The sequence below is a fragment of the Tabrizicola sp. genome, assembly GCF_022842145.1.
Taxonomy (GTDB): domain Bacteria; phylum Pseudomonadota; class Alphaproteobacteria; order Rhodobacterales; family Rhodobacteraceae; genus Tabrizicola.
This window is the reverse complement of the sequence record NZ_JALHQD010000004.1, coordinates 151,398-176,937: the sequence shown is the minus strand read 5'-3', so window position 1 is coordinate 176,937 and position 25,540 is coordinate 151,398. Positions and strand designations below refer to the sequence as shown.

Below are 25,540 nucleotides of genomic sequence, written 5' to 3'. Positions count from 1 at the left end.
GGCCGAGAGCGATCGCTAGGTCACTTTGGGCGGAAAGCGGACGGTCGACTTACAAAGAAATCTGCGCATAAGGCAGTAACTATTGTGTCACTTGAGGTCGCCAGTAGATTTCGTAGCCCCCGAAGTCCAACAGACTGCAATGATTCATCGATAAGGATCGATCTAGTTCATCAGGGGGAAGCAGGTCATATGGGCTTTGTGGGGCTCTTTCCATACCTAATCTTATATGCCTTCGAGAAACTTGATCGCGAGTTGAAGCCTGTTGATACTGCAACTTCCAAGACCGACAACGCCGTCTCCGACAGCAGGCTCCGAGCCTCTTCCAAGCGCAATCCAAGGTAATAGCTCTTGGGTGTTTCCCGCATGACCGACTTGAACGTCCGTTCCAAGTGTCGCGTGCACCGGCCAAAGATCTGCGACAACTCTCCCTGGTCCAAAGGCGTTGCGACGTTTGCCTTCATCGCGCTAATGACCTTTGCAATGCCGGGATGGCGGATTTCCATTGCGGTCGGATAGATTGCCTTTTGTGTGACGCTGGCTTCCCTACGACGTGCATGCAGGCACATCTCGGCCACAGCATTTGCAAGTCTGGCTCCGTGGTCCTTCTCGATAAGCGCAAGCATCATGTCCACGCCCGCTTCGCCGCCGGCGCAGGAGAAGTGCCTGGGTCCAATCGAGTAGATTTGCTGCAGGGGTTCGAGATCGAAAAGCTCGCGGAAGGCAGGTCGGTTCTCCCAATGCACGGCGGGAGAGTCGCCGCCCAGTAGCCCCGCACGCGCAAGAGTGTAGGCCCCGGTGCAGATCGCCCCTATCCGTCCACCCTTGCGCTCGTGGGTGCGCAGCCAGGACAGGACGCTACGGTCGGCGGCCAGAGAGGCTTCGGTTCCCGAACACACGACGACTGTGGCATCTCGCTCGAGGGGTATTAGACCCAGATCAACTTCCACCCGAACTCCGGCCGAGCTTTCCACCGATTCGCCGTCCCTGCTAAGCAGGCTCCAGCTGTAAAGCGGCTGCTGCGTCAGTTGGTTTGCGATGCGCAGTGGTTCGATGGCTGAACTGAAAGCAAGAAGCGTGAAACGCGGCAGCGCAAGAAAAGCAAAATGCCGCGTCTTGTCAGAAGAGCCAGCAAGCCGAAGAAAGGCCACCCCGCGCGGGATGACTGCCGCCGCGTGAGACAAACGGTGTACGTCTTCGTGAATCGACATCCTGACCCCCGGATCAACTCGATCTGCGACGCAAGAAAAGCTTGGCGGCCCAACGCGCTAACGTGATCCGCCACCCTTTCGGGTCCAGAGGAAGACTGTCCAGTTGATCTTGTGACAATCCCCCTCCGTGAAGAAAGACGATGCTCATGTCGGGACCCCCTTGGAGCGGTAAAGGCTTAAGGCGCGAATGGTAGAAGGGATAGAGTGCCGACATCGGACTAGCCTTCGCCGACAAGGTGGCCGTCTTCCGGATTCCACCAGACATAAAGCGGCTGACCGATCCCAAGCGGCAGTCCGGTAAGTTCGTCATGGCTCTTCTGGACCCGGATTTCCTGGCCCTGGGCGGTTTCCAGGTAGACCGTGGCCGTTGCACCGACGAATTCCTCGCCGATCACCTTCACCGGCACGGCGTTCACACTCCCGGCCGGGGCGGTGGTGCTGAGATGTGTCTTCGTGTCCAGAACGGTCAATGTCGCAGTCTCTCCGACCGTCGCAGGCGAGGCGAGGCGCAAAGTGCCGACAGCCGCGTCGAGTTCGAAACCCACAGTGCCAGACCGGACCTTGCCGGAAAAGAGGTTCGACGATCCCAAGAAATCGGCCACGAAGCGGGTGCGCGGAGTACGGTAAATCTCTTGCGGGGTGCCGATCTGTTCAATCACCCCCCGGCTCATAATTACCACGCGGTCGGCCATCGAGAAGGCCTCTGACTGGCTGTGGGTGACGTAGACGAAGGTGATTCCCGTTTCGCGCTGAAGGTTCTTCAAGACCGACTGCATCCGCACCTTAAGCGCGGCGTCCAGCGCCGAGAGCGGTTCGTCCAGCAGGAGGATCTCCGGTTCGACCACCAGCGACCGGGCCAGTGCCACGCGCTGGCGCTGGCCGCCGGAAAGCTGGCTGATGTTGCGCTCGGCGAACTCGGTGATCTGCATCCGGTCGAGCCACTGTTCCGCCCGCCGTCGCCGTTCCGCCTTGCCGACGCCACGCATCTTCAGCGCAAATTCCACGTTCTCACGGACGTTGAGGAACGGGAAGAGCGCGAGGCTTTGCCAGACCATCGGGGTGTCGCGGCTCCAGGTCGGCAGGTCGTTGATCGGCTTGCCGGACAGGCGGATCACGCCCTCGGTCGGCGCCTCAAGTCCCGCCAGCATCCGCAGCGTGGTGGTCTTGCCGCAGCCGGAGGACCCCATGATCGCCAGGAACTCACCCTTCTTGATCTCGAAGTCCAGCTTCTTGACGGCCACGAAGCCGCCGAAGGTTTTCACCACGCCTTCAAAGGAAACAAGGGTGTCGCGGCTCATGGGGTTACTCCTGGTCGGCGGGCTTGGCGCCGCGACCGGACAGCAGAAGCTGCGCCAGGATCACAAGCGTCATGGAAAGAATGAAGACGAAGGTGCCGATCGCGTTGATCCGCGGGCTGACCTGGCCTTGTAGGAAGCCCAGCACCTTGACCGGCAGCGTCTCGTTCAGGCCGGACACGAACCAGGCCACGGCGAATTCGTCGAAGGACACGGCCATGGTGATGAAAAGCGCGCCGAAGATCGCCGGGGCGCAGAAAGGGACGATGACATGCCGCATCGCCATCCATTCGGACGCGCCAAGGTTCCAGGCCGCAGGCTCCAGCGCCGGGTCCATCTGGGACAGACGCAGCCGGATGATCGCCATCGCGAAGGGGGCGCAGACGACGACGTGACTGATGATCACGGAAAGCGCATTGCCCGACAGGTTGATGCGGGACAGGTAGGCCAGCATCGCCAGGCCCAGGATGATGACCGGGATCGTCGGCGGCAGCAGCGCGAGGGCCAGGTAGACCTGCTTGCCCGCGAACTTGTAGCGATAATCGGTGTAGGCGGCTCCGAAGCCCAGCGCGGTCGAGCAGATGCCGACGATCACGCCGACAAACAGGGTATTGCGCGCACCTTCCCAGACCAGGGGGTCGGTGGCGACGGCGCGGTACCAGTCCAGGGAAAACTCACCCAGCGGGATGGAGGGGAAGCGGTCCGAGTTGAACGAGAAGACGAAGCTTGCGGCGATGGGTGCGAAGACGAAGACATAGGCTAGGACCACGTAGACAACGAGTGCCCAGTCGACGGCACGGTTGCGGTTCATGTCGAACGAGCCGCTCATTTCGATTTCCCTTTGTAGGCAAATTTCACGGCGGCGAAGGCGACAACCATCAGCGTGCCGATCATCGTCAGCGCAATCACGGCGGCGCGGGGCCATTGCTGGCCGGATTTCGTGGTGTCGGTGATCAGGATCGACAGCGTCGTCGGCTCACCCCCGCCGAGGTACACGGGGCTCACGAAATCACCGAACGCCAGGATGAAGCAGAACAGCGCGGCGATGACCAACCCGGTGCGGGCCGAGGGTATGACCACCTCGAACACCGTGCGCAGCCGCCCGCAGCGCATGTTGTGCGCGGCCTCGATCAGGGTGCGGTCGATGAAGACCAGACTGAAGAGCTGCAACAGGACCACGAGCGGGAAGGCGAGCGTCAGGTAGCCGATCATGGTGGCACCGACGGTGTTCAGCATCTGGAAGGGGCCAAGCCCGATCCAACCGAGGATGACGTTGATGATGCCGTTGTCAGAGAGGAATATCTGCCAGGAATAGATCCGGACCAAGTAACTCGTGAAGAACGGGATCACCATCAGGAAGACCGCCCAGCGCCGGGCCGTGTCCGACATCTTGAACGCGATGGCATAAGAGGCCGGGAAGGCGAAGATGCTGGTCAGCACCGCAGCCGCCGCAGCCAGCGCCAGAGTGTTCCCATAGGCCTGCCAGAACACGGCGCGGCCATACATCGTGGTCCAGTTCACCGTGTCGAAATCCGGCGACATCACGAAATTCTTCACCGTCCAGAAGGACAGCGCGACCAGGAACAGAAGCGGGAAGACGAAGAACAAGACCTGCCAGATCAGAAGCGGCAGCGAGAAGGTCAGACCGTAGAGGGTGATCGGGCGTCGCATCGGCGGGCGCTCTCCTGCAAAGGACTGCGGGCCGGGGGATCGCCCCCCCGGCCCGCATCGTCAAGGCTCAGGCGCCTTTGTATTCCGACCAGAAGTCGTTCCAGGTCTCCAGGTCCTGCTGGACCGGCCACTGGCGATACTTGATGCGGCCCGCGCGGATCATGTCCATCGCGTTGCCGGCATCCTTGGTCATGCCCTGGCGCTTGGCCTCGTCGGGGTTCTCGGCCTGCAGGACCTCCCAGCCCTTGGCGTTCGGGATCAGGGCGGGATAGGCCGCCATCTGGGCCGATTTCGCCTGACCCTTGGCCGAGGTGATGTACTGGATCCACTTCTTCGCGAGATCCGCCTTGGCCGAACCCTTACCGATCGAGAAGCACTCCGACCACTGCAGCCCGCCCTGTTCCGGGATGACCGATTTCACCTTGGCCCCCGACTTCTCCAAGACGCCGGTGATCCAGTCGCCGATGCCGCAGAACGCGAGCATCTGGCCGTCGTTCAGGGAGGAGAAGGTCCCGCCATAGTCGAAGAAGCCGCCGATCTGGGGCCGCAGCGACATGGTTTTTTCCTGCACCGCCGCCCAGGCGGCTTCGTCGATGTCATAGGGGTTGGCGTTGCCGGTCAGCAGGCTCATCTGTCCAAGGTTCGGCAGGTGCCAGTCGAAGTGCCCGACCTTGCCGGTCAGCTTCGGATCCCAGAAGACGTTGTAATTGGCCGCTTCCGCCTCGGTCAGGGCATCGGTGTTGTAGGCGACACCAAGGAACCCAAAACGGGTCACCAGCGAGAACAGCTTGCCGTCCTGCCAGTTGCCGGGGAACTGCTGGAACTCGGGGAAGAACTCGTCCAGCGCATAGTCGGCGGGGTCCAGCTCCTCGACATAGCCCGCGGCGTTCAGCGCCTGGACGTATTCAGCGTCCGACAGGATCACGTCGAACGTGCCGGGGGGCGACTGCGAGATCAGACCCAGCATGTTGTCGCCGCCGGTATAGTATTTCGGGATGAACTTGACGTTGTTCTCGGCCTCGAACTCGGCAACCATGTCGGGCTCGGCATGGCCGTACCAAGCCAGCATGGTCAGCTCTGTCGCCTGCGCAAAGGCGCGGCGCGACAGCATGGGAGTGGCCAGCAGGGCCGCCCCCGAGGCAAGTAGCGAACGGCGGGAAAGACCCATCGCGGTATCGATCTTGGTCATCTTCGTAGTCCCCATTGTCGTTATGTCGGCGATCTTCTTCCCGCGACGTTAGGGGATCGCTGCGGCCGGACAAAATCGGTTCTTGAAATCCATTGATTAGCGCCCGTTATGCTGCCCGCAGTTTCATCATCCCTGCAGCGGGCGGACGCCGGACCCCACGCTTTCCAGTCCTGCCACCAGGTCGCTGACCAGTTGCAGACCCGCCGGCGACAGGCGCGGGTGCTTGTAGAAAAGGCCGATCCGCAGCGGCTCAAGCTTAGGAAATCCCTCGGCTTCCCGCAATTCGCGCATTCCCGGCATCATAGTCGCCCGCGTCAGCGCCGTGACACAGAGCCCGTTCAGCACCGCGTTCTGCAGGCCCGAAATGCCGGGGCCGGTGTATACGATCCGCCAGCGCCGTTCGGCTGCATCTAGCGCCTCGATCATGCGCGAGCGGTAGTCGCAGCCTTCCAGATGTGCTCCCAACGGTACCGGACGGGCATGCGACAGTTCAAGCGACTCGGCGGCTGCCCAGATCGGCTGTTCGTCCCAGACGCGCGACAAGTAGGGCATCCTGGCTGTAGGCATTGTGGCCACGATGATGTCGAGGTCGTCCGAACGCAGGTGTTGGTGCAACTCGCGGGAAAGGTCGCAGTGAATCTCCAGATCCACGTCCGGGTTCTGGTGCAGGAATCTGGTCAGCGTGTTCTGCAGAAATGCCACCGCATAGTCCGTCGGCAGACCGATCCGTAGGACGCCCTGCACTTCTGACCTATGAAAGTAACGCACGGCCTCGTCGTTGATCCGCACCATCTCGCGCGCATATGACAACAGCGCCTCGCCTGCGGGAGTGGTGTGGATCGCCCTGCCCTCCTGGGCTAGCAGAGGCGTGCGGACCAGTTCCTCCAGCCGTCGGATCTGCAATGAAATCGCTGGCTGGCTGCGCCCCAGGACCGCCCCGGCCTTGGAATGCCCGCCGAGTTCGACCACCGCTATGAAGGTTCGCAACAGGTCGGTCGGAAGGTTGGTAAGGAGCGCCACGGATTTGCTCCAGCAATGGAACCATTGTGACTATCTATTTTCCTTATGCAGGCCCGGCAACATAAATTTGGCCATCACTCATTTAGGTATTGGCCCATGAAACACGAAACTGCCTTCGCCTCGGAACTGACCTGGCCGGACTACCACGCCGCGGTCCACAATGGCGGGACGCCGATCCTGATCCCCCTCGGCTCGATGGAGCAGCATGGCCACCACATGCCCCTGCATGTCGACGTGTTGCTGCCGACCGAATTTGCCAGGCGCGTCGCGCCCCAGATCGGCGCCCTGGTCGCGCCCGCCTTAACCTACGGCTACAAATCGCATCAGAAGTCGGGCGGCGGCAATCATCTGCCGGGCACGACCAGTCTGGATGGCGCGACCCTCGTCTCGGCGCTGCGGGACGTGGTCAAGGAATTCGCCCGCCACGGCGTGCGCAAGATCTGTATGGTGAACGGCCATTTCGAAAATTCCTGGTTCATCATCGAAGGCATCGACCTGGCGCTGCGCGAACTGCGCTGGGACGGGATCACCGACCTCAAGGTCGTGGTCCTGTCCTACTGGGACTTCGTCCACAAGGAGGCCATCGCCCAGCTTTACCCCGGCGGCTTCCCCGGCTGGGACGTGGAACACGGCGGGGTGCTGGAGACCTCGCTGATGCTGGCGCTTTACCCCCAGCACGTCCACCTCGACCGCGCGATGGATCATCCGGCTGCGACCTTCCCGCCCTATGACGTCTACCCGGTGAAGGCAGAATGGACGCCCTGTTCCGGCACGCTGTCGTCGCCCAAGGACGCCTCGGCCGAGAAGGGGCAGATCCTGCTCGAGGTTTGCACCAAGGGAATTGTCGATGCCCTGAGGACCGAGTTCGCCTGACATTCATTTTACTCCCCGGTGAACCCCTGGGGCCCTTCGGGGCCCCTCTTCTTTACGCCGAATGCTGACGCTGCGGGCGGATACAAAAAGGGAAAGGGGCCGGAAACCCGGCCCCTTTCGACGTCTCCTCTGCGGGATCAGTTCTTGATGATGTTGTGCTCGGGTCCGAAGGGGAAGCCGGTGATGTTCTCGGCCCCGGTCTCGGTCACGATCAGGATGTCGTGCTCGCGGTAGCCGCCCGCGCCCGGAACACCTTCAGGCAGCATCACCATCGGCTCCATCGACACGACCATGCCCGGCTTCAGTTCCGTCTCGATATCCTCGCGCAGCTCCACCCCAGCCTCGCGGCCGTAGTAGTGGCTGAGGACGCCGAAGGAATGGCCGTAGCCGAATGAGCGGTACTTCAGAAGGTCCCACTGCCGGTACATTTCGTTCAGTTCCAGCGCGATCTCGTTGCACTTGGCGCCGGGTTTGATGAGATCGAGGCCCCGGCGGTGGACGGCGACGTTCTTCTCCCAGATGTCCAGGCTCGCGTCATCGACGTGGTCGCAGAACAGCGTCCTTTCCAGCGCGGTGTAGTAGCCGAAGATCATCGGGAAGGTGTTCAAGGACAGGATCTCGCCCGACTTAACCTTCTTGTTCGTCACCGGGTTGTGCGCCCCGTCGGTGTTGATGCCGGACTGGAACCAAGTCCAGGTGTCCATCAGTTCGACGAAGGGGAAGGAGTTCGCGATCTCGCGGATCATCGCGTTGGTCCCAGCGATGGCGACCTCATGTTCCGGCACACCGGACTTGACGGCGCCCGCCACGGCCCAGCCGCCCACATCGCAGATGCGCGCGCCGGTGCGGATGAGGGCGTGTTCCTCGGCCGACTTGATCGACCGCATCCACATCGAGGGCTGGGCGATGTCCACGAACTCTACGCCTGGCAGGGCGGCTTCCAGCGCCTTGCGGTAGTCGAGGTTCACATGGTCAAACTCGATTCCCAGCCGCTTGACGCCCGGGGTCAGCTGCCGCACCGCGCGGTAGAAGTTGTCGCGCCGCCAGTCGGTGTAGGTGATGTTGCCGCCGAAGCTGCGCCGCCAGGGCTGACCTCCGTCGATCCCGGCCGAGATGGTGGTGGCATTGTTCTGCGTGATGACCATGCCGTACTTGCGGCCGAAGTAGCAGTAGAGCCAGCCGGAGTAGTAGTTGATGCAGTGATAGGACGTGAACAGCGCTGCGTCGACATTGTTCGCAGCCATCCAGCCCCGCACGTCATCCTGCCTGCGCTTCATCTCGGCATCGGAAAAGGGGGAATAGTCCTTGTCCCCATTGTGCCATTCCGTCACGTGCAACATGTCTTCAGTCATTTGATCCCCCATGGAAGGTGCGAATTCATTGGGAGGACCATACTTTGCGGCGCCTGCAGCCTGAAATTTGTTCTGAAAATCCTTCCATTTAAGAATTCGAGAAAGAGCGTCGGCGTCGCACCAACCTACAGCGCAGGCTTCACTCATTGAGTTTCTACCTGATTGAAAGTATCTCAGCCAAGCAGCCCGGATCTTGCGTGTTGATGGAGGCAGCTGCCGCGTATTCTATGGGTTGGTGAGCCGCAGGTGACCGCGCCATCAGCCAGCATTGAATGGCAGCTTAGGGCCGAGAGCGATCGCTAGGTCACTTTGGGCGGAATGCGGACCTTGGCCGATGTGAGCATATGTCCGCTTTGCGCTTCAAATTAGACCTGCAGTCCTATCCCGTCTCATCTCCACGGAGTCCACAACTACCTAACCAACGTTAGGCGGTTGTGTACAGGGGGCGGGAATGGCGGGATTGCATCGGCTGGTGGCCTACGAGCGGGTGTCGACTTCGAGACAGGGCGCGGGCGGACTTGAGCTCGAAGCGCAGCGCAAGCTGATCGAGGACTTTGCGGCCTTGCGCGGAGCCGAGGTTCTGGCCGGTTCATGGAGGTCGAGAGCGGGCGAAAGGCCGACCGGCCGGAACTCATGAAGGCGCTGCACCTTGCGAAGGTCACGGGTGCGACGCTTGTGATCGCAAAGTTGGACTGGGTCTCGCGCTACGCTGCGTTCCTGCTTGCCCTGCGCGACAGCGGGCCCGGTTCGTGGCCGTCGGGCTCGGAACCAAGGTCTAAACTGGATCGCCAGAGTCTGTCCCTGAAACAAGCAATCTTACATTCGTTAGTTGGGCACCCATATCCGTCCCACCAGCGCGGGGTCATTGCGGGCAAGCTCTGCCTTGGCACAGAAGGCGGTCGGGTCGGCCTTGCCGACGGCGATTGCCGCGCCAAAATGCGTGCCGAAGGCGAACATCACCTCTGACCGCAGCAAGACGCTTTCATGCGAGGCGTACTTCAGGTCTTCGTCCCGCATCGGTACGATCTGTGACAGGAATTCTATGCGTTTGTCCGAGTCGGTCTTGAAGCCCGGGCAGATGACCTCCACCCCCTCCTGGTAGGCAAGCGCCCGAAGGATGGCCAACTGCTCGTCGGTGAAGCGGAAGATCTCGATTTCACCGACAAGGCGGGTGATCGTGGTATCCACATCGGTCGCATAAACAGGCCAAGCCAGTGTTTCGGCTCGGGACGGCAGCCCCGTTGCGATCAGGGCCAGACCCAGACTGGCGGACACTAGCGATCTTGAGTAATTGCGCATGGAGCTGTTACGCCTTTGACTGGGTGGACACTGGTTTGTTCCGCGATACGCAACCCTTAGCCGCCGTTCACCAAAGCCTCGGGGAAAGTGTAGCGTTCTTCTCCGATGCTGATGGTGAACATGTCGCCCGATTTTTCAAAGTTCAGGGGTGCGGCGGCATTGGTCCCGACCGGCGCGCCGCCTTCGAAAAGGATCTGGCGCTCTGCACCATCCCCCAGGGCAATCCAGACGCCCGCATTGCCGGGGCCATCACGGACGACTCCAAATGGGCAACTGCGCATCGCCGTGTCAGCAATCATGGCGCAGTCGACGGTTCCAGTCGCATCGAAAGGCGTGCCGTTGCCGACCGGACCCTCTGCTGGCACCTCTGGCGCGGCAGGGGCGGCGGCTTCGGTAAGGTACTTCCCGGCAGCCCAGCCCTCCACGCCCGATCCGTCGATCCGGATGCTGCACCAGCGCGTTTGGCCAGTCATCCGGCAGCCCTTGTTCTGCATCACCTCGCCGTTGCGCGCCTTGCCGACGACGTCGTATCGCGTGTCGGGACCCAAGCGGATGTTCAGCGCATCCTCGGCCAAACCCGACACCTGCCACCAGTCTGGCCCGCCTGCCAGCCCGTCGGCAAAATCGGCACCAGCAAGGCCGATCCCCAGTGCATAGGTCGAACCTTCATCCCGACGCGCAGCGTTGCGCATCAGGTAGACTTGAACCACGTAGTTGCCTGCTGCAGGCAGCGGAATATCGGCGACAGTGCCGGAGGTAGCGCCGATGAAAAGCGCCTCGGCCGAGCCTTGCGGCAGGATGTTGAAGTAGAGGCTGGCGTTGGCGGCAGACAGATCGACCGAAAGGGTCTGCCCGGCGGCTCCGGCGATCACATACTCCGCTGTCTCGTCACCCTTCAGAGTGCCCATGAGGATTGTGCCAGCTACGGCTTCTGGCTCAGGCACGGTCCGTACTGTCTGGGCAGGGCTGGCCACCGCGAAAGCCACTAAGATTGCCGCAGTGGTGAGAAGCGGGAAAAGCGGGCGCGTAGGACGCATGGGCATCATCTCCTGCGGAATGGCTGGCCCGCTTGCAATGGGTCGGCCTGAACCATCAGTGATACGCCATCGACGGTATCGCGATATCCGAAAGACGAAGTGGGGGACCGAGAGGTCGCGATCCCACCGAGTTGCCTGCAGCGAAAGATGTCCGTTTCGCGTAAAGGATAGTGGGGTGCTGGGCCACGTATACGGTGGAGATATCCGAGAGATCGGACTGGGCCTTCGCAATTGCGGGCCTTGGTATGGCGTTGGCCCTGAACCCAGGATGCAGGAATGAACAAACGGCTTGGAATTGCACTTGTCGCCCTGGTGATCTGGTTGGGGATCACGGTCTTTGCCGGCAAGCTGTTCACTGATGGCGACATATCCTTGCAGGAGGCCGTGTCTCGGGGCATCGGTTGGGCCTGGGTGGCGGCAGCCGGGTTTATTCTAGCGGTCTGTCACTGGCAGGGCTGGAGCGATGTCGGGCTGAACCGGTGGGCCAGCTTTCGTGACTGGCGTCTGGCGTGGCTGCCGATGCTGTACATTCTTGTCGCTCTGGGCTTTGCCTTCGTCTTTGGACTGCCGCCTGCAACGGTGCTCATCTTCATCGCGATCAACTGTTTTTTCGTCGGGTTTTCCGAAGAATTGATGCTGCGCGGTGCCGTTTTTCAAGGGTTTCGCCATACAGTATCGATTTGGCCTGCCGTCTTGCTCACCTCGGTGGTTTTCGGTGCGATGCACAGTCTGAACGTCTTTGTCACGGGCGACCTGAAGCAGGCGCTGATCCAATCGTCGGCAGCGTTCCTGTCCGGGATCCTGTTCATTGCCTTACGCCTGCGCACCGGGTCGCTGTGGGTGCCGATCATCGTGCATGCTTTGTGGGACTTCGCGACCTTTACCGTGGGGGGCGCCACCGGCGGGATGCATCACGGCGACCTGCCGGCCGAAACGCTTACGATGGCTGAGCCAGGCACGCTGACTCAATTCGTACCGGTTCTTCTTGTCCTGCCCAACGCCATCTACGGGTTGTGGCTGATGCGAAACATAAGCGCGACGCACGCGAACCCCGAGACGTGACCTGACCTGAATTCTCTAACTCAAGCTAAGGGAACTTTCTGATCAAGAAGCTTCTTTCTGCGACGATCATGGCAGCAGTGCTGCCAACTGTCTGGATTTGAAGGGTCGTGTGGATATTCCACCGGGCCGGCACTTTGCTACGGAGTTCTCGGCTATAGCACCAACCGGATCTTTTCTGAAGGTTTGGGGCAAGATTCACGTCGACAGGCGGCGGGGTGTTCTATGGCGTTGGGCTTTATTACCGGGTCACTGAAACCGTGTTCGTAGGCGTCGAGTATCGCGGTGAAGTCTTCGGCCAGGGCGACGGATCGGACGAGCAGAATGGCAAGTACGGTCAGAAAACCTCGGGGCCCGATGGCCCGCATGGTTGTGCCTCCGCACATGGGTGTTTTTTCAGTCGTCCGACAACAATGTCCGCCAAATCAGCGCACCGATTGCCGCGCCTATCAGCGGGGCGGCCCAGAACAGCCACACCTGCGCCAGCGCCGGACCATCTGCAAAAAGGGCCACTCCAGTAGACCGCGCTGGGTTGACCGAGGTGTTGGTGACCGGGATCGAGACAAGGTGGATCAGCGTCAGGCAGAGCCCGATGGCGATGGGGGCAAAGCCTGCCGGCACGGTCTTTGACGTAGACCCGAGGATCACAATCAGGAAGAAGGCGGTCAGCACCACTTCGGTCACAAGGGCAGAGGTCAGGCTGAACCCGCCTGGCGACGCGATGCCGTAGCCGTTGGACGCGAACCCACCGCCACCGACAAAATCAGCCTTGCCCGCGACGATGAGGTAAAGCACGGCGGCGGCGGCCACTGCGCCCACCACCTGGGCGACCCAATAGGGGATCAGGCTGCGCATCTCGAACCGGCCGGCCAAAGCCAACCCAAGGCTGACCGCCGGGTTGAAATGCCCGCCAGATATGCCGCCGACCGCATAGGCCATAGTCAACACCGTCAGACCGAAAGCGAGCGAAACGCCCAGAAGGCCGATGCCGACCTCGGGGAACGCTGCGGCCAGGACCGCGCTGCCGCAGCCGCCAAGGACCAGCCAGAAGGTGCCAAACGCCTCAGCGGCAAGTGGACGGATCATTTCAATTTTCCTGAGGTTCTGAAGCTGCGGAGTTTCGAGGAGGTAGGGCGCCGCTGCGGACGCCCTTGGTGGGCATCCAAGGCTTACAGCCGACCGCCACGCGCCGAGATCACCTCGCCAGTATCGCGCATTGTGCAGACCATATGTTCATGCCCGACGGATGCCTCGATCTCCCATTCATGCTTGCTGGGCGACCGGGCCTTGATGATATGGACATGGTGGGAACTGACCGCGAAGTTCGTTGCGAGCAGGGCAGCACATCCCTTAACCGCCATGGGCGGGGCTTTCTGATCAGCGCCCGTGTTCTGGCGATGGGCGACGCTCTTTTCGCGCTCTGCGTTGCCCGCCTGCCAGCCTTCGGCACAGTCGCGAGAGCTTTCGGTGTAGGTGTAACCATGCAGGCCATCACGATAGCAACTTTCGAAATCGGCAGCGCCCTGACCGTTTATCGGCGCATATCCGCCCGTATAATGGTTCTTGTGGTGCAGGAGGGTGGCGATACCGAGAAGTGCAGCTGCAGCTGCCACTTTTTCATCATGGCTCATCTCGGCCATTGCCGGCGCCGCAGAAAGCTGGACACAAAGGGCGGCTGTCCCCAGCCCGACAAATCCAAGTTTCATCTTCGAACTCTCCCATGTTGATTGGTGTGCTCAGTCGCAGATCAGGGTTCGGCCACTTGGCCCAAAGCCTAAATTGGCGGTCGAAAGGTCACTATCCGCTAGGCGAAACGGGCTGCACTCTCAGTCGATCCCAAGCAGCTTGCCCTTTGGACCAAAACGGCAGTTGAATTCGCGGGTGGTGGCTGTGCTTTGGACAAAGACTTCGTACCCGCGTCCGGCGGGCTGCGGCGGATAGGCCGTCAGTGACCGGATGGGCAAGCCATTTGCGACCGCTACGGCGCTGCGGCAAAGCTCTGGCAGCAAAGCCAAAGCGGGCGTGGACCCCGAAGCCGGGGCGCCGGATTCCCGCAGGAACCCGCCCGAGGCCCAGCCTGTGAAGCTGCCGTCAGGCGCTGAAACTTTGCACCAGCGGGCGCGACCTTCACCGACACAGCCGCCATTGCGCAGGATTGTGCCGTTGCCGACACGCGCCATGATGCGGTCCCGCGTCGACGGCCCCTCGCGCACATTCAGCAGATCGCCTGCGCCCACGCCCGCCACGGCCCACCAATCGGGCCCGCTGGCATCGGCATCGCCGCCGCCCGCCGGTGGCTTGGAGGCCGTTGCCCGACCCTCGATGCTGATCGACAGACGGTAGTCCGCCACCTCTCCACGACGCGCGGCATTGCGGGTCAGATAGACCTGAACCACCCAGTCGCCACCTGACGGAAGGGTGACGGTTGTGCTGTTGCCGCTGACCGACCCGATGTAGACCGCCTCATCCGATCCGCTGCGGCGGATGTTGAAATAGGCGCTGGTATTGCTGGTCGCCATGTCCACCGACATGCGCTGACCCTTTGACGCGCCCAGAACGTATTTTACCCCACGTTCGCCCCGGATCGTACCGCTGACGATGGTCCCGGTGGCCCCGGCGGCAAAGGTAACACGCTCGGTCCGATCTTGGGCCGATGCAGCGGTAACGCCGCCCGCACCGACGGCAAGGACCACGGCAAGTATGCGCAAAGTCAGCATTCTGTTCCCCCCAAAGCAGACTAGGTTTCCGAAGGAAGACGCAATGGTCCCTGCCTGTCAGAAAGGTTGCGGGCGGCCTGCTGGGGCCGCCCAAAGCGCGCTGGGATCAGAGGTTGCCTTCGGACCCGCTGTACATGACCTGCAGCACCTTGCCGCTGCTGTTGGTCCGGCAGATCCAGGGCGCTTCCGCACCGGCGACGGTTGCCTGTGCCGTGTTGCCCGCCTCGGATTCGGCCACATCGAAGATTGCAACGTCACCCGCAGAAATGTTTGCCTGCCGAGCGATGGCGGCCTTGCAGTTGGTGGCCGTGGCTCCGGTCAGGTTCCCGCCGGTGTTGCCGACGTCCGTGGCGTCCATCGTGGGTTCAACACAAGCCGAAAGCGCAAGCGCTCCGAAAAGTGCGACAATGGCAAAGGGTGTCTTCATGTTCTGCAGCCTTTTCATGAGGTTTGAGGACAGGCGCTGAGCCCGGGGACAACAGTTAGTAGAACCGGCACTCGTCAATTAGATGTAACGAAAGGAGCGCTCTATTGCAGGGCGATCGCCCAAGATTGCAGCGTTAACTGGGCTGCGGCCACCATTCCCACATGATGAGCTATCCGATTTCCCGGTTGCCTTGACTTGCGGCGCTTTCGACGCAGTTACCATCATAGTTGTTGTAGAAGGTGGGCATCTGACCTCTCGTTTCGGTCTCGTGTAACTTGGGTGACATGGAAAATCGGGCCATGCTATCCGCTTTGCGAAACGCGATTTTGAGCAGCGGTCGATCTGCCGTAGTTCAGATTGCTGCGTTGGAGACTGGTTGGCTATGCAGTGCAGCCATAGTGTTTCGCAGTTGTCACGGTTGTCAGTTGGTGGACGGTTTTCACTACATAGTTGGGGCAATTTGTCGTGTTCGAACCTTCGACGACTTACCGGCGTCAACACTACAGCAATCTCGACGGCAGCAGTTTGCTGCCGTCAATCATGTTCAACGAATGCAAGCGGCTCACGATCAATGGCCAGAATGGCTCGGTCACCACGGAATTGCTGACGATTGGCTCGCAGGGCCCCACAATCGGGCGTGTGGTCTCGACCGGCCATGAGATTGAGTTGCGCGAAACCGATAGCATCACGTTTCTACTGCCTCGGGCCGGACGGCTGGATATTAGCATTGGCTCCCGAAGCTATTGTAATCATACTGGGCAATTGATGGCATTCCGCCCAACCGAACGCCGCACCAGATCCTTGGCTGACCCGATCGCCAGGTTCAGAGCCGCCACCCTTCAAATGCCGATGGCCCAGATGCAGAAGGTGGCTGACGCTGCCGGAGTGACCGTTGACCGAGCGTTTCGGCAAGATGGCGTCACGCTTCAGGGCGATGGTGGACTGTTCCTGACGCGTAGCCTACCGCAGCTGGCCGACGATCTGTTTCTGCGCCCATCACTCGGCTTGCCGCAAAGCGCGGCGCAAGCAATCCGTCAACTGATAAATGACCAGCTATGCGAAATGACTGAAATCGAGGTGGCTCAGGCTTCGTCTCGGCGCATACTCCCGGCCCTCCATCGGGTGCGGCAGGCAGAAGACTTCATGCATCAGCACAGCGATGACCCGGTTTCGATCCTGGAAATTGCACAGGCGTTGGGGGTCAGTGTCCGCAGCCTGCAACTCGCCTTCAACGAGGTTTACGGCGGCCTTAGTCCCCGCGGTTATCTGAACCGGATCCGGCTGGAAAAAGCACGCCATCGGTTGTTGGCGGCCAATGGCGACAGTCAGGTCACCACCGTCGCGCTGGACAGCGGATTTTTCCACCTCAGCCGGTTTGCCCAGGCCTATGCACGCGCCTTTGGAGAACGTCCCAGCGAAACGCTTGCCCGCCGCAGGGCGTGATCGGACTTATCCGGGGGGCAGGACCCACTGTGGTTTCAACGTTTCAATACACCCGGTCGCAAGCTCGACCGTCGGCTGTTCGATGAACGCCAGCCCGATGTCCTTGGCGCATTGCGAAAAGATCAGCGCGCCGTGCCCGGCCTCGGGAAAGCCAAGCACCCGCGCATTGCCCAGGTTGGCCGCCGTATCCTTGGCATCGGCGGAGGAGGTCTGCGTGTCGTTCAACCCATAAAGCACCAGCGCGGGGATATCGCTTTTGACCGGATCATGGTGCCCGTCGCGCGGTACCGGCGTGAAAAGCTTGCAGATATCGAACATCTGCGCCTGTTCTTTGACATCAAGGTTCAGGAACTGAAACTTCAAGGTCGCGCTGAAGGCTTCGAAGCCCTCACGCGAGTTGAACGGGACAGATTCCTGACAGGCGACGACGAAAAGATCGATCGCGCCGACCATGTCGGAAAAGGATGCGCGCGCTTGCCCCGAAACATCGGCATAGAAGGCGGCAACATCGGCGTCGGACATCAGGTCCAGCACCTGCATGATCGCGGGCTGATCTGCCGGGGGCGTATGGGCCGCAACCAGCGTGCGCAGCGCCTCTTTCGACGGCTTTTCGGGCACCAACGCCGCCACGTCGCGCAAAAAGGCAAGCATATCGTCCTTAGACCGTGTGCCGACAACAGATGCCTGCAACATGTCACCAAAGCGGCCCACCAGATCGGTAGCCCCTGTCGCCTTTGTCTTGAGCGATTCTGTCAGTGCCTGAACGGCTGCGTACTGTGACTGATCTTGCGTCGCCTCTGCCGTGGCCATTTCGAACAGCAGTCCGGCAAGCGTGTTCTGGTCCGGCGTCAGCCGCCCCGCATAGGGCTGCAGCCGCTTGGCAGTGCTGGGGTGAGCATTGGTTGCCCCCGAAGATACGAGGTCCCAAGTGGTGGTATCGCCCTTGTCCCATTCGGTCAGAATTTGCGGAATGAAGCGCGTGGCGTTGGGCAAGGCGCCATAGCGGTTGCGCTGTGCAAACAGGTTGATCAGCGTCATGATGTTCACTTCTGGCTTGCCGCGCGCTGCGGGGATCGGCGCCTTCTGCAACTGTTCGGCCACGCGCATCAGGACTGCTTCCAGGTCGGGATAGGCCTTGGCGCAACCGGCGTCGGCGGCACACTGGTCCAGCACCGCCTGGATACTTTCCTCTTCGGGCTTTGCGTTCTCGACATAGACCTTTGCCTGCGGCGGGCTGACACTGTCCAGCACCACCGAGCGCACGCCTTCGGGTGCAGACCGCATGACTTCAAGCCCCAGCGTCGTGCCATATGAAACGCCGTAGATGTTGTATTCGGCATATCCCAGGGCCAGCATCAGCGCCTGCACGTCCAAAGCATTTTGATACGTGTTGTACGCGGACAAATCATTGCCCTTGGCCGTAAGTTCTTCTGAGCAGGTTTTGAAGAACTCAGTCTGCTTTTCGTCGGTGAAGCGGCTTGGAACCAGCAGTTCAAAGATGTCGCCGCCCAGCGTATTGAAGCAGGTCACCATGTCCGATGAGATGCCCGCGGCCCGCTGATCGAAAGTCACCACGTCACGGCGGCTGCGGTACCCGTCGAACAGGGGATGAACGATGCCGGCAAGTGCGTTCACCGCCCCGCCGCCTGGGCCGCCATGCAGATAGATCACCGGGTCCGGCACCGGGCTGAGCGTGTGGGCCTTGAGCACCGCAAAGGCCAGGTCGATCCGCTTGCCATCGGGTTTGCCGTGGTCCTCGGGCACGCTCACCCGCCCGCAGATCGCCGTGCTACCCTCGACTTCGGTCGGCGGCACCGCATTGACGGGGCAAGCCTCTACCGTGACCGGATAGCGCGTATCGGCACCGCCTGAACGGATTGTAGGAAACGCGGCCGGGTCAGGCTCACCGGTCAAGAGCGCGGTCACAACTGCTATGATCTGTTCGGGGGTCATGCGGATGCTTTCTGGTTTGGTGTGGTATCCGGCACAGTGGAGGACAGGGAATAGACCCTGCCCCTGCCAAAGAGGGTAAGGCAGGAACAGGGCCGATCACTCGTCACACAGGCAAAAAGTTCACGCTTCGCAGGTATCAGTTCATCTCAACCCAATCCTCGATCGAGCCCCTGTCAGATACCGTGCAGGCGACGCGACGGTTGTTGTTGGTGTCTTTCATGATGATCTCATGAAATCCTGCCCGTAGCGGGGAGACCTTCTCGATATTTACCGATCCTCCCATCATGTCGGTGCAAGCTCGCTGCGCCGCGCGCGGCGCCGTGGATGCAGCCTCGGTGTGGTGGCCATGATGCCCCTTGACGCTGAGGCCAAGGAAGTTGCGCTTGCCGTCATATTGGCACTCGAACAGCGTCGGGCTGTTGCCCGAGGCCGGATATTGACCATAGACGTGGAACTTACCGCTGGTCCGCTCGGCCGGCAGGGTCAGGACGTCATTCATCATCACCCCAAGCTCGGTCGCGGCGGCTTCGGCACAATGCGAGACCATGGCAGCCTCGGAGACGATCTTGGCAGAAGCTGGAGTGGTGGCAGCGAAAAAAATCGATGCGGGAAGGATCGCGATCAGGCGGATAGGGGTCATTCTGGGCTCCTTGCTTCGGCGTTTCTTCGGGTGCCGGGTCCGGCTCGGCGGCCACCTCACGAAACCGAGGATGGGGGATTCTCGTCGCAGGGACTATCCACTAGGCGCAATGGGTGCATGACTGGCGGAAGCGGCAGGGGGTCGGCCTGAGGTGGCTGAGAACGAAAACTTATCTGTCACAACAAATTTCAACTGCCGACATTTGTCGATACTGGCGCGAAGCATGATGATTGATGCATGGTGCTTGGTCAGTGAGGACAGTGCCCGAGGAGGGTTCACCCGTTGGATTTCATTGCGATCATCCGCTCGCTTGAAGAACTTCTGTATGAAGTCATGTCGTGGCTGATCTTTTACCCGCGCACGCTTTGGCGCACGTTTTGCAATCCCGCCGCTGTGACCGCCTATTCTGACAAAGAGCAGAATGATCTGCCGGACGAACGATACACTGATACGCTCAGCCCACCGCTGCTGCTGATGATCACGATGGTCCTCACCTACGTCCTGTCACACTGGATCGGCAGCGCCGAGCCTATGGCAACGACTGAAGTGGGCAAGGCCGTTACTGACTCTGCCAAGAACCTCTTGTTGATGCGGGCGCTCATCTTCGCAATCGTCCCGCTGGTCATTGCTGCAATAGGCTTGCGTGGCAGCGGCATCCTCATTGATCGAAAGACGCTTCGCCAACCCTTTTACAGCCAGTGCTTCCTCGTCACCCCGTTCGCCTTGTTGCTGCAATCCGCGTTCGCAGTGTACCAGCTGCCCGGATACGGAGGTCTTGCCGGGCTGAACCTAGGCCTTGGTGCATTCCTGTGGTTCGGCTGGGCTCAGACCGGCTGGTTTGCCAGTCGCTTGAAGATATCGCTTAGGGTCGCTGCCATTTGGGCGGTCGCGGCCATCACATCGGCGGTACTTACGGGCGGCGGGATCACCTACCTGGTCGCGAAGTCGCTTTAGTAGGGTTCATCGGTTCGGGCCGACAATTGGCTCAAGGTGATCGTCTTCCTCAGCATGACTATGGATTTAAGTGAAAATTTTCTCATCGGCACGTGCTCAGGGAAGGTTGAACCCCAGTCCCATACCCTCCAGCACGTGCCCCCGCTGGGACGAGGCTGCACTGAGAAATAACAGTTTCCTCAGAAACCCGCCCTTGGCGGCCCCCGTGAGAACGAAATAGTGCAGTTGCTCCGGAGGGAGAACGTCGATCCGGGGTCGACCATGCGGGACCGAGTTTTCACACAGCCTCGGCCGAGAACGGCCGTAGATAGCGGGAGCGGAGGAATCATCCCTCCCCGATCGGCTGGGGCAAATAGCATCCCCATCGAGGTAAGCACGTTCCTTGGCGTCGCTGCTGACCCAGTAGAACGCGCACAGAACGCGGGTGCCAAGGTCGGCGAGTGGGTGCGAAAGGTCTTCAAGATCACCGACACAGAGCTGCAGCCAAACCACGCATGGCGGCTTCGCTTTAAGACGGTGGCGCGAGAGGTTGGCATGGACGGCGAAATCCGCGATGCAATCCAAGGCCATGGGGATGGCAGGGCTGCAAGCGACTACGGCGAAGTGACCATCAAGGCGATGTGGAACGCCTTGCAGGCCCTCCCCGATACGATGTCACCACACACCCCTGAAAAAGCCCATAGAAGGTCACAGAGAGGCAGTAGAAGCGTAGCAGGGGATGGGCATCGCCTCGCCCAGCGCCGCTCTGAAAGCTTTTGATCGCGTCCACAGCGGCCCTGTGCGATCAGCTTGCGAAGCTTGCCAGAAGGAGGTCGCATTAGGTGCCACCATTACAGAGACACGATCTCTGCGGGGCCTCTCTGCGGCGACTGCAAGACCAAGACTTGGACTGCGTCAGCCGGTGCCACCTTTGCTTGACCCATGTGCTTTGGTGGGTAAGGGGGCATCTGCGGATACAGACAAAGATAGATGTTCAGGGTGATAGCTTACGCTACAGTCTGTGCTTGGTGATGTGGGGAAGGTGATAGGTGGGAGTAGCTTAAGTTACTTCGTCCAGCTTCTCCTTCCACCTTGCCCCTCCAATCCAGTCAGCCTAGTGGTCCAAGTCTCACCTCCTGCGTGGGGTAGCGCGAGTTTCACCGTGAGAACAACATCGCCAAGGAGCTGTTCAACCTGGAGGGGGCGACTTCCGCCAGTGGGCCGGGTGGGGCAAGCGGCTGATGGACCTGCACATCGGGTATGAAAGCGTAGACCCCTGGCCCGTCACCCGCACCGACACGCCCGACACTAAGGCCAGCACCGCAGGCGTCTCGCCCAAGGTCATCCTGAAGTCTGACCCTGAGGGTGGCACGATCACCTTGGACAGCGAGACGATCATCACTGGCATCCCGAAGGAAGCGTGGGACTACCGTCTTGGCAACCGCTCCGGTCTTGACTGGATACTGGACCAGCACAAGGAAAAGACCCCGCAAGACCCTACCATTCGCGAGAGGTTCAACACCTACCGCTTCGCTGATCACCGGGAGAAGGTGGCCGACCTCATCGCCCGAGTGACCCGCGTTTTGGTGGAGATGGTGGAGATCGTGGAGGCGATGAAGGGGGCGAAGCGGGACATAACCTGACGTCAGTTGCCATTAGCACAGGTGTCGCGGCATCTTTCGCGGTTGGAGTGAGGGACGCCTTAACGGCCATATATCCCGCCCAATCCTACGGGACGTCGTTGACGCTTAGAACAGGCAGTCCCCACCTGAATGCGCAAGCGGCCCTACTCTTGTATCCGCTCTTCCTCAACCCATCGTGGGGAAGTTGCACTGTTGGATGGCTACGGTGACACGGGTTTGGAACTAGGCCGCCGCTCAACCGCGACGGGACTAGGCTTGGGCGGAACGAAGAAATTCACCGTGGCATTGTGTGGGTCCGGTTTGCCATTGGGAAGCAACCTTTCAAGTTTCCCTTTTAGTTGGTCAGCGTAATCACGAAGCTTTTCGTACTTGGTTCCTCGCGTAATATCCCATAGAATTCTGAGTGCTGAGCAGATGAACATATCGGCAACATCGCCTCTGAACGCTGTCAGTCGCCAGTCAGTGACAATCGGCAGTTCAGGGTGTGGATGTGGTGGTTGCGGGGTACTAGACGGATGCACCGAAGCATCACGCAAGGTGTACATCGCACGAAGAAGGTGTCGTACGTTCTTCATGTCTTGCGCATTGATCCGAAAAGCCGCTCTCAGAGTCTCGGCGATCTGCGTATGCCTAGCGGTCCTTTTCCTCCTCCAACTTTCTTTGGTCGCGTCACCTATCGGAGCATGTGGAGCTACCTGATCGTAAAGCGCATCGATGCAGGTTACGGCCGCAACGACCGCCTGCATAGTAGCGGCAAACTCCTTTTCAAGCGACTTGGCCTTGTCGTCTTCTGACGGCTGGTCCCTCCATATCTTTCTCCTTTCCTCCATGCTGCTGAGTGCAGGTTCTCGGAGGGACAATGCGATCCGCGCCCAAGCAATGCAGGCATCATACGAAACGAATACATCAGGTCCTGTGATCTTAACCTCTCCGTCCTCATCCATACTGATGCTTAGGTTCCGGAGACTGATAGTCATTCCTTCGATGATGAAAACGCCAAGCAATTTCTTTCCCACACTTCAGGACGACGCAGAGAAGCATTGCACTACCCAAGTGCGGAGAAAAGCCCTGTAGGGCCCAAGAACTTGACCCAGTCCCAACGAAGCGCCCGCCCTAGGCACACCGAAGGCTTGATCTGCTCCCCGCAAACTGGACCGTTTAAGGCTGGAGTTTTCGGCTACGCTTTCCTGGCTGGGAGAGGAGCGGAAACGGATGAAGGCGAGCAATTTCTCGGACGCACAGAAGGCGTTCATCATCAAGCAGGGCGAAGACGGAACCCCGGTTGCGGAGATCTGCCGTAAGGCGGGGATCCGCCAGGCGACCTAATTCAACTGGAAGAAGAAGTATGCCGGTCTGCTGCCGACCGAGATGAAGCGGCTCAAGCAGCTCGAAGACGAGAACGCGCGGTTGAAGAAGATCGTGGCAGACCTGACGTTCCTGCGGCTCGACAGCTTCCTTTCACAGATCTTCGACTACGGCAACACGGCCATCTGGGCGCGCAACATCTTCTACCGCCGCCTCATCCTGCTATTGGAGTTCGGGCAGGAGCGGACGGCGCTTAACGTCTGCAAGATTGTCCTGACTCACCAAAAGCTGAAGTCGCAGGGGCAGCAGCGGCTTCAGTTCGGCGGCCATGCCGAGACCCTCAAGCCGCTGACGGCGCCTTGCTAGGCACCCTTCAGGACAAGGAGAAGGAGAAAGCCCTTCTGGCCGAGATTCTGGCGAAGCTGAACTACCTGTTTCAGGGCGACGTGACGGACAGCGACCAACCGAGGTTTGTAGCGACCGTCATCGGTAAGGTGCAGGGGAGCGAGACGCTGGCTCGGCAGCCGACCATATGCACCCAGCGGCAAGGTCGCTGGTCCTACCAAGTGCGTTCGCCCAGTACGCCTCTGACGACCTAGCCGCCGCTCTCTTGTCTTGCTCAGTATTGGCTCATGGACGCGCACCGCCGACGGGCAGAAGGAAAAGCTGCTGATCACCGCGCTGTCCAGCAGAATAGGGTTTGGGGGTCTACTTCCTGTCAGCTTGTCGGAGCGACCATCGAATAGATGTGCCTGTCAAATTCGTACTAGAGCATCCCGAGTTTGAAGCGCGCCATGTGGGGCCGTTTCCTAAAGTGGGCAGCCGAAACATTAACGCGAACCGGCGAAACATGGGGGCTATCGGGCATTGGTTAGAAGGTCAAACCTTACGAAAAATTCCCGAGGTCCCGTCGCAACCTGGAACTCAGGCTGGAGTATCAATGGCACGGGGACAAAAATTCGGTCCTTCGTTATCAGGGTTGTGGTAGGAAACATCCCACCTCCGGTCTTATTGCTATCAATGGGGTTCTTGAGTTCGATGTCGTAGTAAAGACTTAGCCGTTCTGTGGCCTCAGTGAAGATGTAACAGCAAGATCGCGCTCGATGGAATCGATCAACCACTCGTTGGGAATCTCGTCTGTGAGATCGCGATGCAGGTCGGACAAGTGAAGTATTGAATAGCGCATTTTCTGCCCATTTTGAGAGATCGAAGAGACCATGGGAGGTTGAATTCTGCAAGTAGTTCAGCAGGATTGGTCTGCCCGCCCTCCTACCCCACCGATGTTCTACACCGGCCTTGCATTGAGTCCGAAAAAATGTAATATAATCAATGATAAGCCCGACGCGGCGCCGAATTCAATCCTCTCTTGCAGCACTATAATTCCAAGACCTTAGAGCGAATGCTCTGGCTCCGGGATCCCGGCTGGATCCTGCTACCCTTCGGTTAGTCGGTTTCGATGTAGTTGAAGTAGATCGCCGCCGGCACCTTCCTTCATGTGAATGGCGTGGACCGATGGTGGTAGTTAAAGGTAATCCGGCGCCCTATACCGACCCTGACCTGCAAGTCGGCAACAACCCGATGCGCCGCGACAGCTACCTGACGATGTACGACATCTGCAAATCCCCCGCGCGAATTATATGACCTTACCGTGGTCGTTCGAGACCACCGACACGTGAGCCGACGGACCTAGAAGGCAACACGGTTTGCGAATTTGTAGAGGTGTCGTAGCATCAGGCCATCCAAACCATTGGGCGAGCTCCGTCGGATGGCCTTGGTTAACGCCACGGACCACATCCGGGGAAGCAACCTCAAGAAGTATTTCCTGACTGATCTCGGAAAGTCCAAACTCAAGGAATTATTATGAGCATCCAGCTGACGATCGATGAGATGCTGGATATCCTCGAACAAGAGGGATCCCCCAAGTTTCCCCTCTTGAAGCTGCAGGTGGAGTCTCTCGCATAGACTGTGCTCATGTTGTCGAGGAAGTCGAGCCAAGGCTCGTCTAGACCGGCAAAGCCAATCGGGAACCACTGGCCTTTGCAGGCACCTGTGCCCAGTTCTCCCCCCGTGAACCTGGGCCGGTTCCTGCCGTTCTTCTCAACATGGACGTCGAAGTCCAGCAATGGAAGGACATGTGTCTGGAGATGGCGGAGACAGTCCAGCTGTAGGATTCGACAGCGTATCCGCACCATAGCGGAACCGGAAACGGTTCCGCTCTTGCCCACCACCAGCTAAGTTATTGATTTTGTGGTGCACCCAGCACGATTCGAACGTGCGACCTTTGCCTTCGGAGGGCAACGCTCTATCCAGCTGAGCTATGGGTGCCTGACGACGTCCTTACCGGATGGTGGCCGGGGTTTCAATGGCAAACGGCAACGCCACGCGGGCTCCGGCAACACCAGATCGGCGCACAAAAGAGAATCTTTGCTATCCGAGCGGCATCTGCTTGACCGAATCGGGACGTATGCCGGCAGTT

22 protein-coding genes, 1 tRNA gene and 2 pseudogenes are annotated in these 25,540 nt (G+C 60.0%); 8 read left to right on the top strand and 17 right to left on the bottom strand.

Annotated features, from left to right (window positions below; genetic code table 11):
• Positions 1-185: 185 nt before the first annotated feature.
• From Q0C42_RS11935 to Q0C42_RS11910, 6 genes are all read right to left on the bottom strand, one after another.
• On the bottom strand, positions 186-1,208 hold the full coding sequence (locus Q0C42_RS11935) for a GlxA family transcriptional regulator (RefSeq protein WP_295075798.1): 1,023 nt from the start codon (positions 1,206-1,208) through the stop codon (positions 186-188).
• 218 nt (positions 1,209-1,426) lie between these two features.
• The gene (locus tag Q0C42_RS11930; RefSeq protein ID WP_295075796.1) at positions 1,427-2,506 is read right to left on the bottom strand and encodes an ABC transporter ATP-binding protein; all 1,080 of its coding nucleotides are present in this window, start codon (positions 2,504-2,506) and stop codon (positions 1,427-1,429) included.
• A gap of 4 nt (positions 2,507-2,510) precedes the next feature.
• The gene (locus Q0C42_RS11925; protein ID WP_295075794.1) at positions 2,511-3,332 is read right to left on the bottom strand and encodes an ABC transporter permease; all 822 of its coding nucleotides are present in this window, start codon (positions 3,330-3,332) and stop codon (positions 2,511-2,513) included.
• Positions 3,329-4,174, bottom strand: a complete 846-nt coding sequence (locus Q0C42_RS11920; RefSeq protein ID WP_295075793.1) for an ABC transporter permease — start codon at positions 4,172-4,174, stop codon at positions 3,329-3,331. The genes Q0C42_RS11925 and Q0C42_RS11920 overlap by 4 nt, the downstream gene beginning before the upstream one ends.
• A 67-nt stretch (positions 4,175-4,241) precedes the next feature.
• Complete coding sequence (locus Q0C42_RS11915; protein ID WP_295075791.1) at positions 4,242-5,363, bottom strand: spermidine/putrescine ABC transporter substrate-binding protein; 1,122 nt, start codon at positions 5,361-5,363, stop codon at positions 4,242-4,244.
• A 126-nt stretch (positions 5,364-5,489) separates the two neighbouring features.
• The gene (locus Q0C42_RS11910; RefSeq protein ID WP_295075789.1) at positions 5,490-6,383 is read right to left on the bottom strand and encodes a LysR substrate-binding domain-containing protein; all 894 of its coding nucleotides are present in this window, start codon (positions 6,381-6,383) and stop codon (positions 5,490-5,492) included.
• Between the two features lie 96 nt (positions 6,384-6,479).
• Here Q0C42_RS11910 and Q0C42_RS11905 point away from each other — a divergent pair, with 96 nt between their 5' ends.
• On the top strand, positions 6,480-7,256 hold the full coding sequence (locus tag Q0C42_RS11905) for a creatininase (protein WP_295075788.1): 777 nt from the start codon (positions 6,480-6,482) through the stop codon (positions 7,254-7,256).
• Between the two features lie 137 nt (positions 7,257-7,393).
• Here Q0C42_RS11905 and Q0C42_RS11900 read toward each other — a convergent pair whose 3' ends face one another.
• From Q0C42_RS11900 to Q0C42_RS11890, 3 genes are all read right to left on the bottom strand, one after another.
• Positions 7,394-8,608 (bottom strand): M24 family metallopeptidase, encoded by a 1,215-nt coding sequence (locus Q0C42_RS11900; RefSeq protein WP_295075786.1) that lies wholly within the window; start codon positions 8,606-8,608, stop codon positions 7,394-7,396.
• 825 nt (positions 8,609-9,433) lie between these two features.
• Entirely contained in the window at positions 9,434-9,883 is a 450-nt protein-coding gene (locus Q0C42_RS11895) for a hypothetical protein (RefSeq protein ID WP_295075784.1), read from the bottom strand.
• 80 nt (positions 9,884-9,963) lie between these two features.
• Positions 9,964-10,815 (bottom strand): SH3 domain-containing protein, encoded by an 852-nt coding sequence (locus Q0C42_RS11890; protein ID WP_295075782.1) that lies wholly within the window; start codon positions 10,813-10,815, stop codon positions 9,964-9,966.
• Between the two features lie 405 nt (positions 10,816-11,220).
• Between Q0C42_RS11890 and Q0C42_RS11885 the strand changes: the two genes are divergently transcribed.
• The gene (locus tag Q0C42_RS11885; protein ID WP_295075780.1) at positions 11,221-12,006 is read left to right on the top strand and encodes a CPBP family intramembrane glutamic endopeptidase; all 786 of its coding nucleotides are present in this window, start codon (positions 11,221-11,223) and stop codon (positions 12,004-12,006) included.
• Between the two features lie 393 nt (positions 12,007-12,399).
• Here Q0C42_RS11885 and aqpZ read toward each other — a convergent pair whose 3' ends face one another.
• From aqpZ to Q0C42_RS11865, 4 genes are all read right to left on the bottom strand, one after another.
• Entirely contained in the window at positions 12,400-13,095 is a 696-nt protein-coding gene (aqpZ, locus tag Q0C42_RS11880; RefSeq protein ID WP_295076306.1) for an aquaporin Z, read from the bottom strand.
• A 77-nt stretch (positions 13,096-13,172) separates the two neighbouring features.
• Positions 13,173-13,709 (bottom strand): hypothetical protein, encoded by a 537-nt coding sequence (locus Q0C42_RS11875; protein WP_295075777.1) that lies wholly within the window; start codon positions 13,707-13,709, stop codon positions 13,173-13,175.
• 120 nt (positions 13,710-13,829) lie between these two features.
• On the bottom strand, positions 13,830-14,720 hold the full coding sequence (locus tag Q0C42_RS11870) for an SH3 domain-containing protein (protein WP_295075775.1): 891 nt from the start codon (positions 14,718-14,720) through the stop codon (positions 13,830-13,832).
• A 106-nt stretch (positions 14,721-14,826) separates the two neighbouring features.
• Positions 14,827-15,147 carry a hypothetical protein gene (locus tag Q0C42_RS11865; RefSeq protein WP_295075773.1) on the bottom strand — a complete coding sequence of 107 codons (321 nt, stop codon included), beginning with the start codon at positions 15,145-15,147 and terminating at the stop codon, positions 14,827-14,829.
• Between the two features lie 465 nt (positions 15,148-15,612).
• On the opposite strand from Q0C42_RS11865, the gene Q0C42_RS11860 reads away from it, so the two are divergent.
• On the top strand, positions 15,613-16,590 hold the full coding sequence (locus Q0C42_RS11860; RefSeq protein WP_295075771.1) for a helix-turn-helix domain-containing protein: 978 nt from the start codon (positions 15,613-15,615) through the stop codon (positions 16,588-16,590).
• A gap of 6 nt (positions 16,591-16,596) precedes the next feature.
• Here Q0C42_RS11860 and Q0C42_RS11855 read toward each other — a convergent pair whose 3' ends face one another.
• Both Q0C42_RS11855 and Q0C42_RS11850 read right to left on the bottom strand, forming a co-directional pair.
• Entirely contained in the window at positions 16,597-18,273 is a 1,677-nt protein-coding gene (locus Q0C42_RS11855) for an alpha/beta fold hydrolase (protein WP_295075768.1), read from the bottom strand.
• 406 nt (positions 18,274-18,679) lie between these two features.
• Complete coding sequence (locus Q0C42_RS11850) at positions 18,680-19,183, bottom strand: hypothetical protein (RefSeq protein ID WP_295075766.1); 504 nt, start codon at positions 19,181-19,183, stop codon at positions 18,680-18,682.
• 282 nt (positions 19,184-19,465) lie between these two features.
• On the opposite strand from Q0C42_RS11850, the gene Q0C42_RS11845 reads away from it, so the two are divergent.
• The 5 genes and pseudogenes from Q0C42_RS11845 to Q0C42_RS11825 all read left to right on the top strand — a co-directional run bounded on the left by Q0C42_RS11845 (position 19,466) and on the right by Q0C42_RS11825 (position 24,705).
• Positions 19,466-20,137, top strand: a complete 672-nt coding sequence (locus Q0C42_RS11845) for a hypothetical protein (protein ID WP_295075764.1) — start codon at positions 19,466-19,468, stop codon at positions 20,135-20,137.
• A 534-nt stretch (positions 20,138-20,671) separates the two neighbouring features.
• Positions 20,672-20,896, top strand: coding sequence for a hypothetical protein (locus Q0C42_RS11840; RefSeq protein ID WP_295075761.1), 225 nt, complete (start codon positions 20,672-20,674; stop codon positions 20,894-20,896).
• Positions 20,897-21,333: 437 nt separating this feature from the next.
• Positions 21,334-21,759: pseudogene (locus tag Q0C42_RS11835) on the top strand (type ISP restriction/modification enzyme); the annotation flags it as partial.
• Positions 21,760-22,971: 1,212 nt separating this feature from the next.
• Positions 22,972-23,193: pseudogene (locus Q0C42_RS11830) on the top strand (transposase); the annotation flags it as partial.
• Positions 23,194-24,576: 1,383 nt separating this feature from the next.
• Entirely contained in the window at positions 24,577-24,705 is a 129-nt protein-coding gene (locus Q0C42_RS11825; RefSeq protein WP_295075758.1) for a hypothetical protein, read from the top strand.
• A 206-nt stretch (positions 24,706-24,911) separates the two neighbouring features.
• Here the strand turns inward: Q0C42_RS11825 and Q0C42_RS11820 are convergent, their stop codons facing one another.
• Positions 24,912-25,187: a hypothetical protein gene (locus Q0C42_RS11820; RefSeq protein WP_295075755.1), complete on the bottom strand. Its 276-nt coding sequence runs from the start codon at positions 25,185-25,187 to the stop codon at positions 24,912-24,914.
• Between the two features lie 125 nt (positions 25,188-25,312).
• A tRNA-Arg gene (locus tag Q0C42_RS11815) sits at positions 25,313-25,389 on the bottom strand.
• Positions 25,390-25,540: the final 151 nt, after the last annotated feature.

Excerpts from the sequence above, each read along its gene's own strand:
- Q0C42_RS11935 (WP_295075798.1), bottom strand. The coding sequence starts at position 1,208 with ATGTCGATTCACGAAGACGTACACCGTTTGTCTCACGCGGCGGCAGTC.
- Q0C42_RS11930 (WP_295075796.1), bottom strand. The coding sequence starts at position 2,506 with ATGAGCCGCGACACCCTTGTTTCCTTTGAAGGCGTGGTGAAAACCTTC.
- Q0C42_RS11925 (WP_295075794.1), bottom strand. The coding sequence starts at position 3,332 with ATGAGCGGCTCGTTCGACATGAACCGCAACCGTGCCGTCGACTGGGCA.
- Q0C42_RS11920 (WP_295075793.1), bottom strand. The coding sequence starts at position 4,174 with ATGCGACGCCCGATCACCCTCTACGGTCTGACCTTCTCGCTGCCGCTT.
- Q0C42_RS11915 (WP_295075791.1), bottom strand. The coding sequence starts at position 5,363 with ATGACCAAGATCGATACCGCGATGGGTCTTTCCCGCCGTTCGCTACTT.
- Q0C42_RS11905 (WP_295075788.1), top strand. The coding sequence starts at position 6,480 with ATGAAACACGAAACTGCCTTCGCCTCGGAACTGACCTGGCCGGACTAC.
- Q0C42_RS11900 (WP_295075786.1), bottom strand. The coding sequence starts at position 8,608 with ATGACTGAAGACATGTTGCACGTGACGGAATGGCACAATGGGGACAAG.
- Q0C42_RS11890 (WP_295075782.1), bottom strand. The coding sequence starts at position 10,815 with ATGGGCACTCTGAAGGGTGACGAGACAGCGGAGTATGTGATCGCCGGA.
- Q0C42_RS11885 (WP_295075780.1), top strand. The coding sequence starts at position 11,221 with ATGAACAAACGGCTTGGAATTGCACTTGTCGCCCTGGTGATCTGGTTG.
- Q0C42_RS11875 (WP_295075777.1), bottom strand. The coding sequence starts at position 13,709 with ATGAAACTTGGATTTGTCGGGCTGGGGACAGCCGCCCTTTGTGTCCAG.
- Q0C42_RS11870 (WP_295075775.1), bottom strand. The coding sequence starts at position 14,720 with ATGCTGACTTTGCGCATACTTGCCGTGGTCCTTGCCGTCGGTGCGGGC.
- Q0C42_RS11865 (WP_295075773.1), bottom strand. The coding sequence starts at position 15,147 with ATGAAGACACCCTTTGCCATTGTCGCACTTTTCGGAGCGCTTGCGCTT.
- Q0C42_RS11850 (WP_295075766.1), bottom strand. The coding sequence starts at position 19,183 with ATGACCCCTATCCGCCTGATCGCGATCCTTCCCGCATCGATTTTTTTC.
- Q0C42_RS11840 (WP_295075761.1), top strand. The coding sequence starts at position 20,672 with ATGGACGGCGAAATCCGCGATGCAATCCAAGGCCATGGGGATGGCAGG.
- Q0C42_RS11825 (WP_295075758.1), top strand. The coding sequence starts at position 24,577 with ATGGTGGTAGTTAAAGGTAATCCGGCGCCCTATACCGACCCTGACCTG.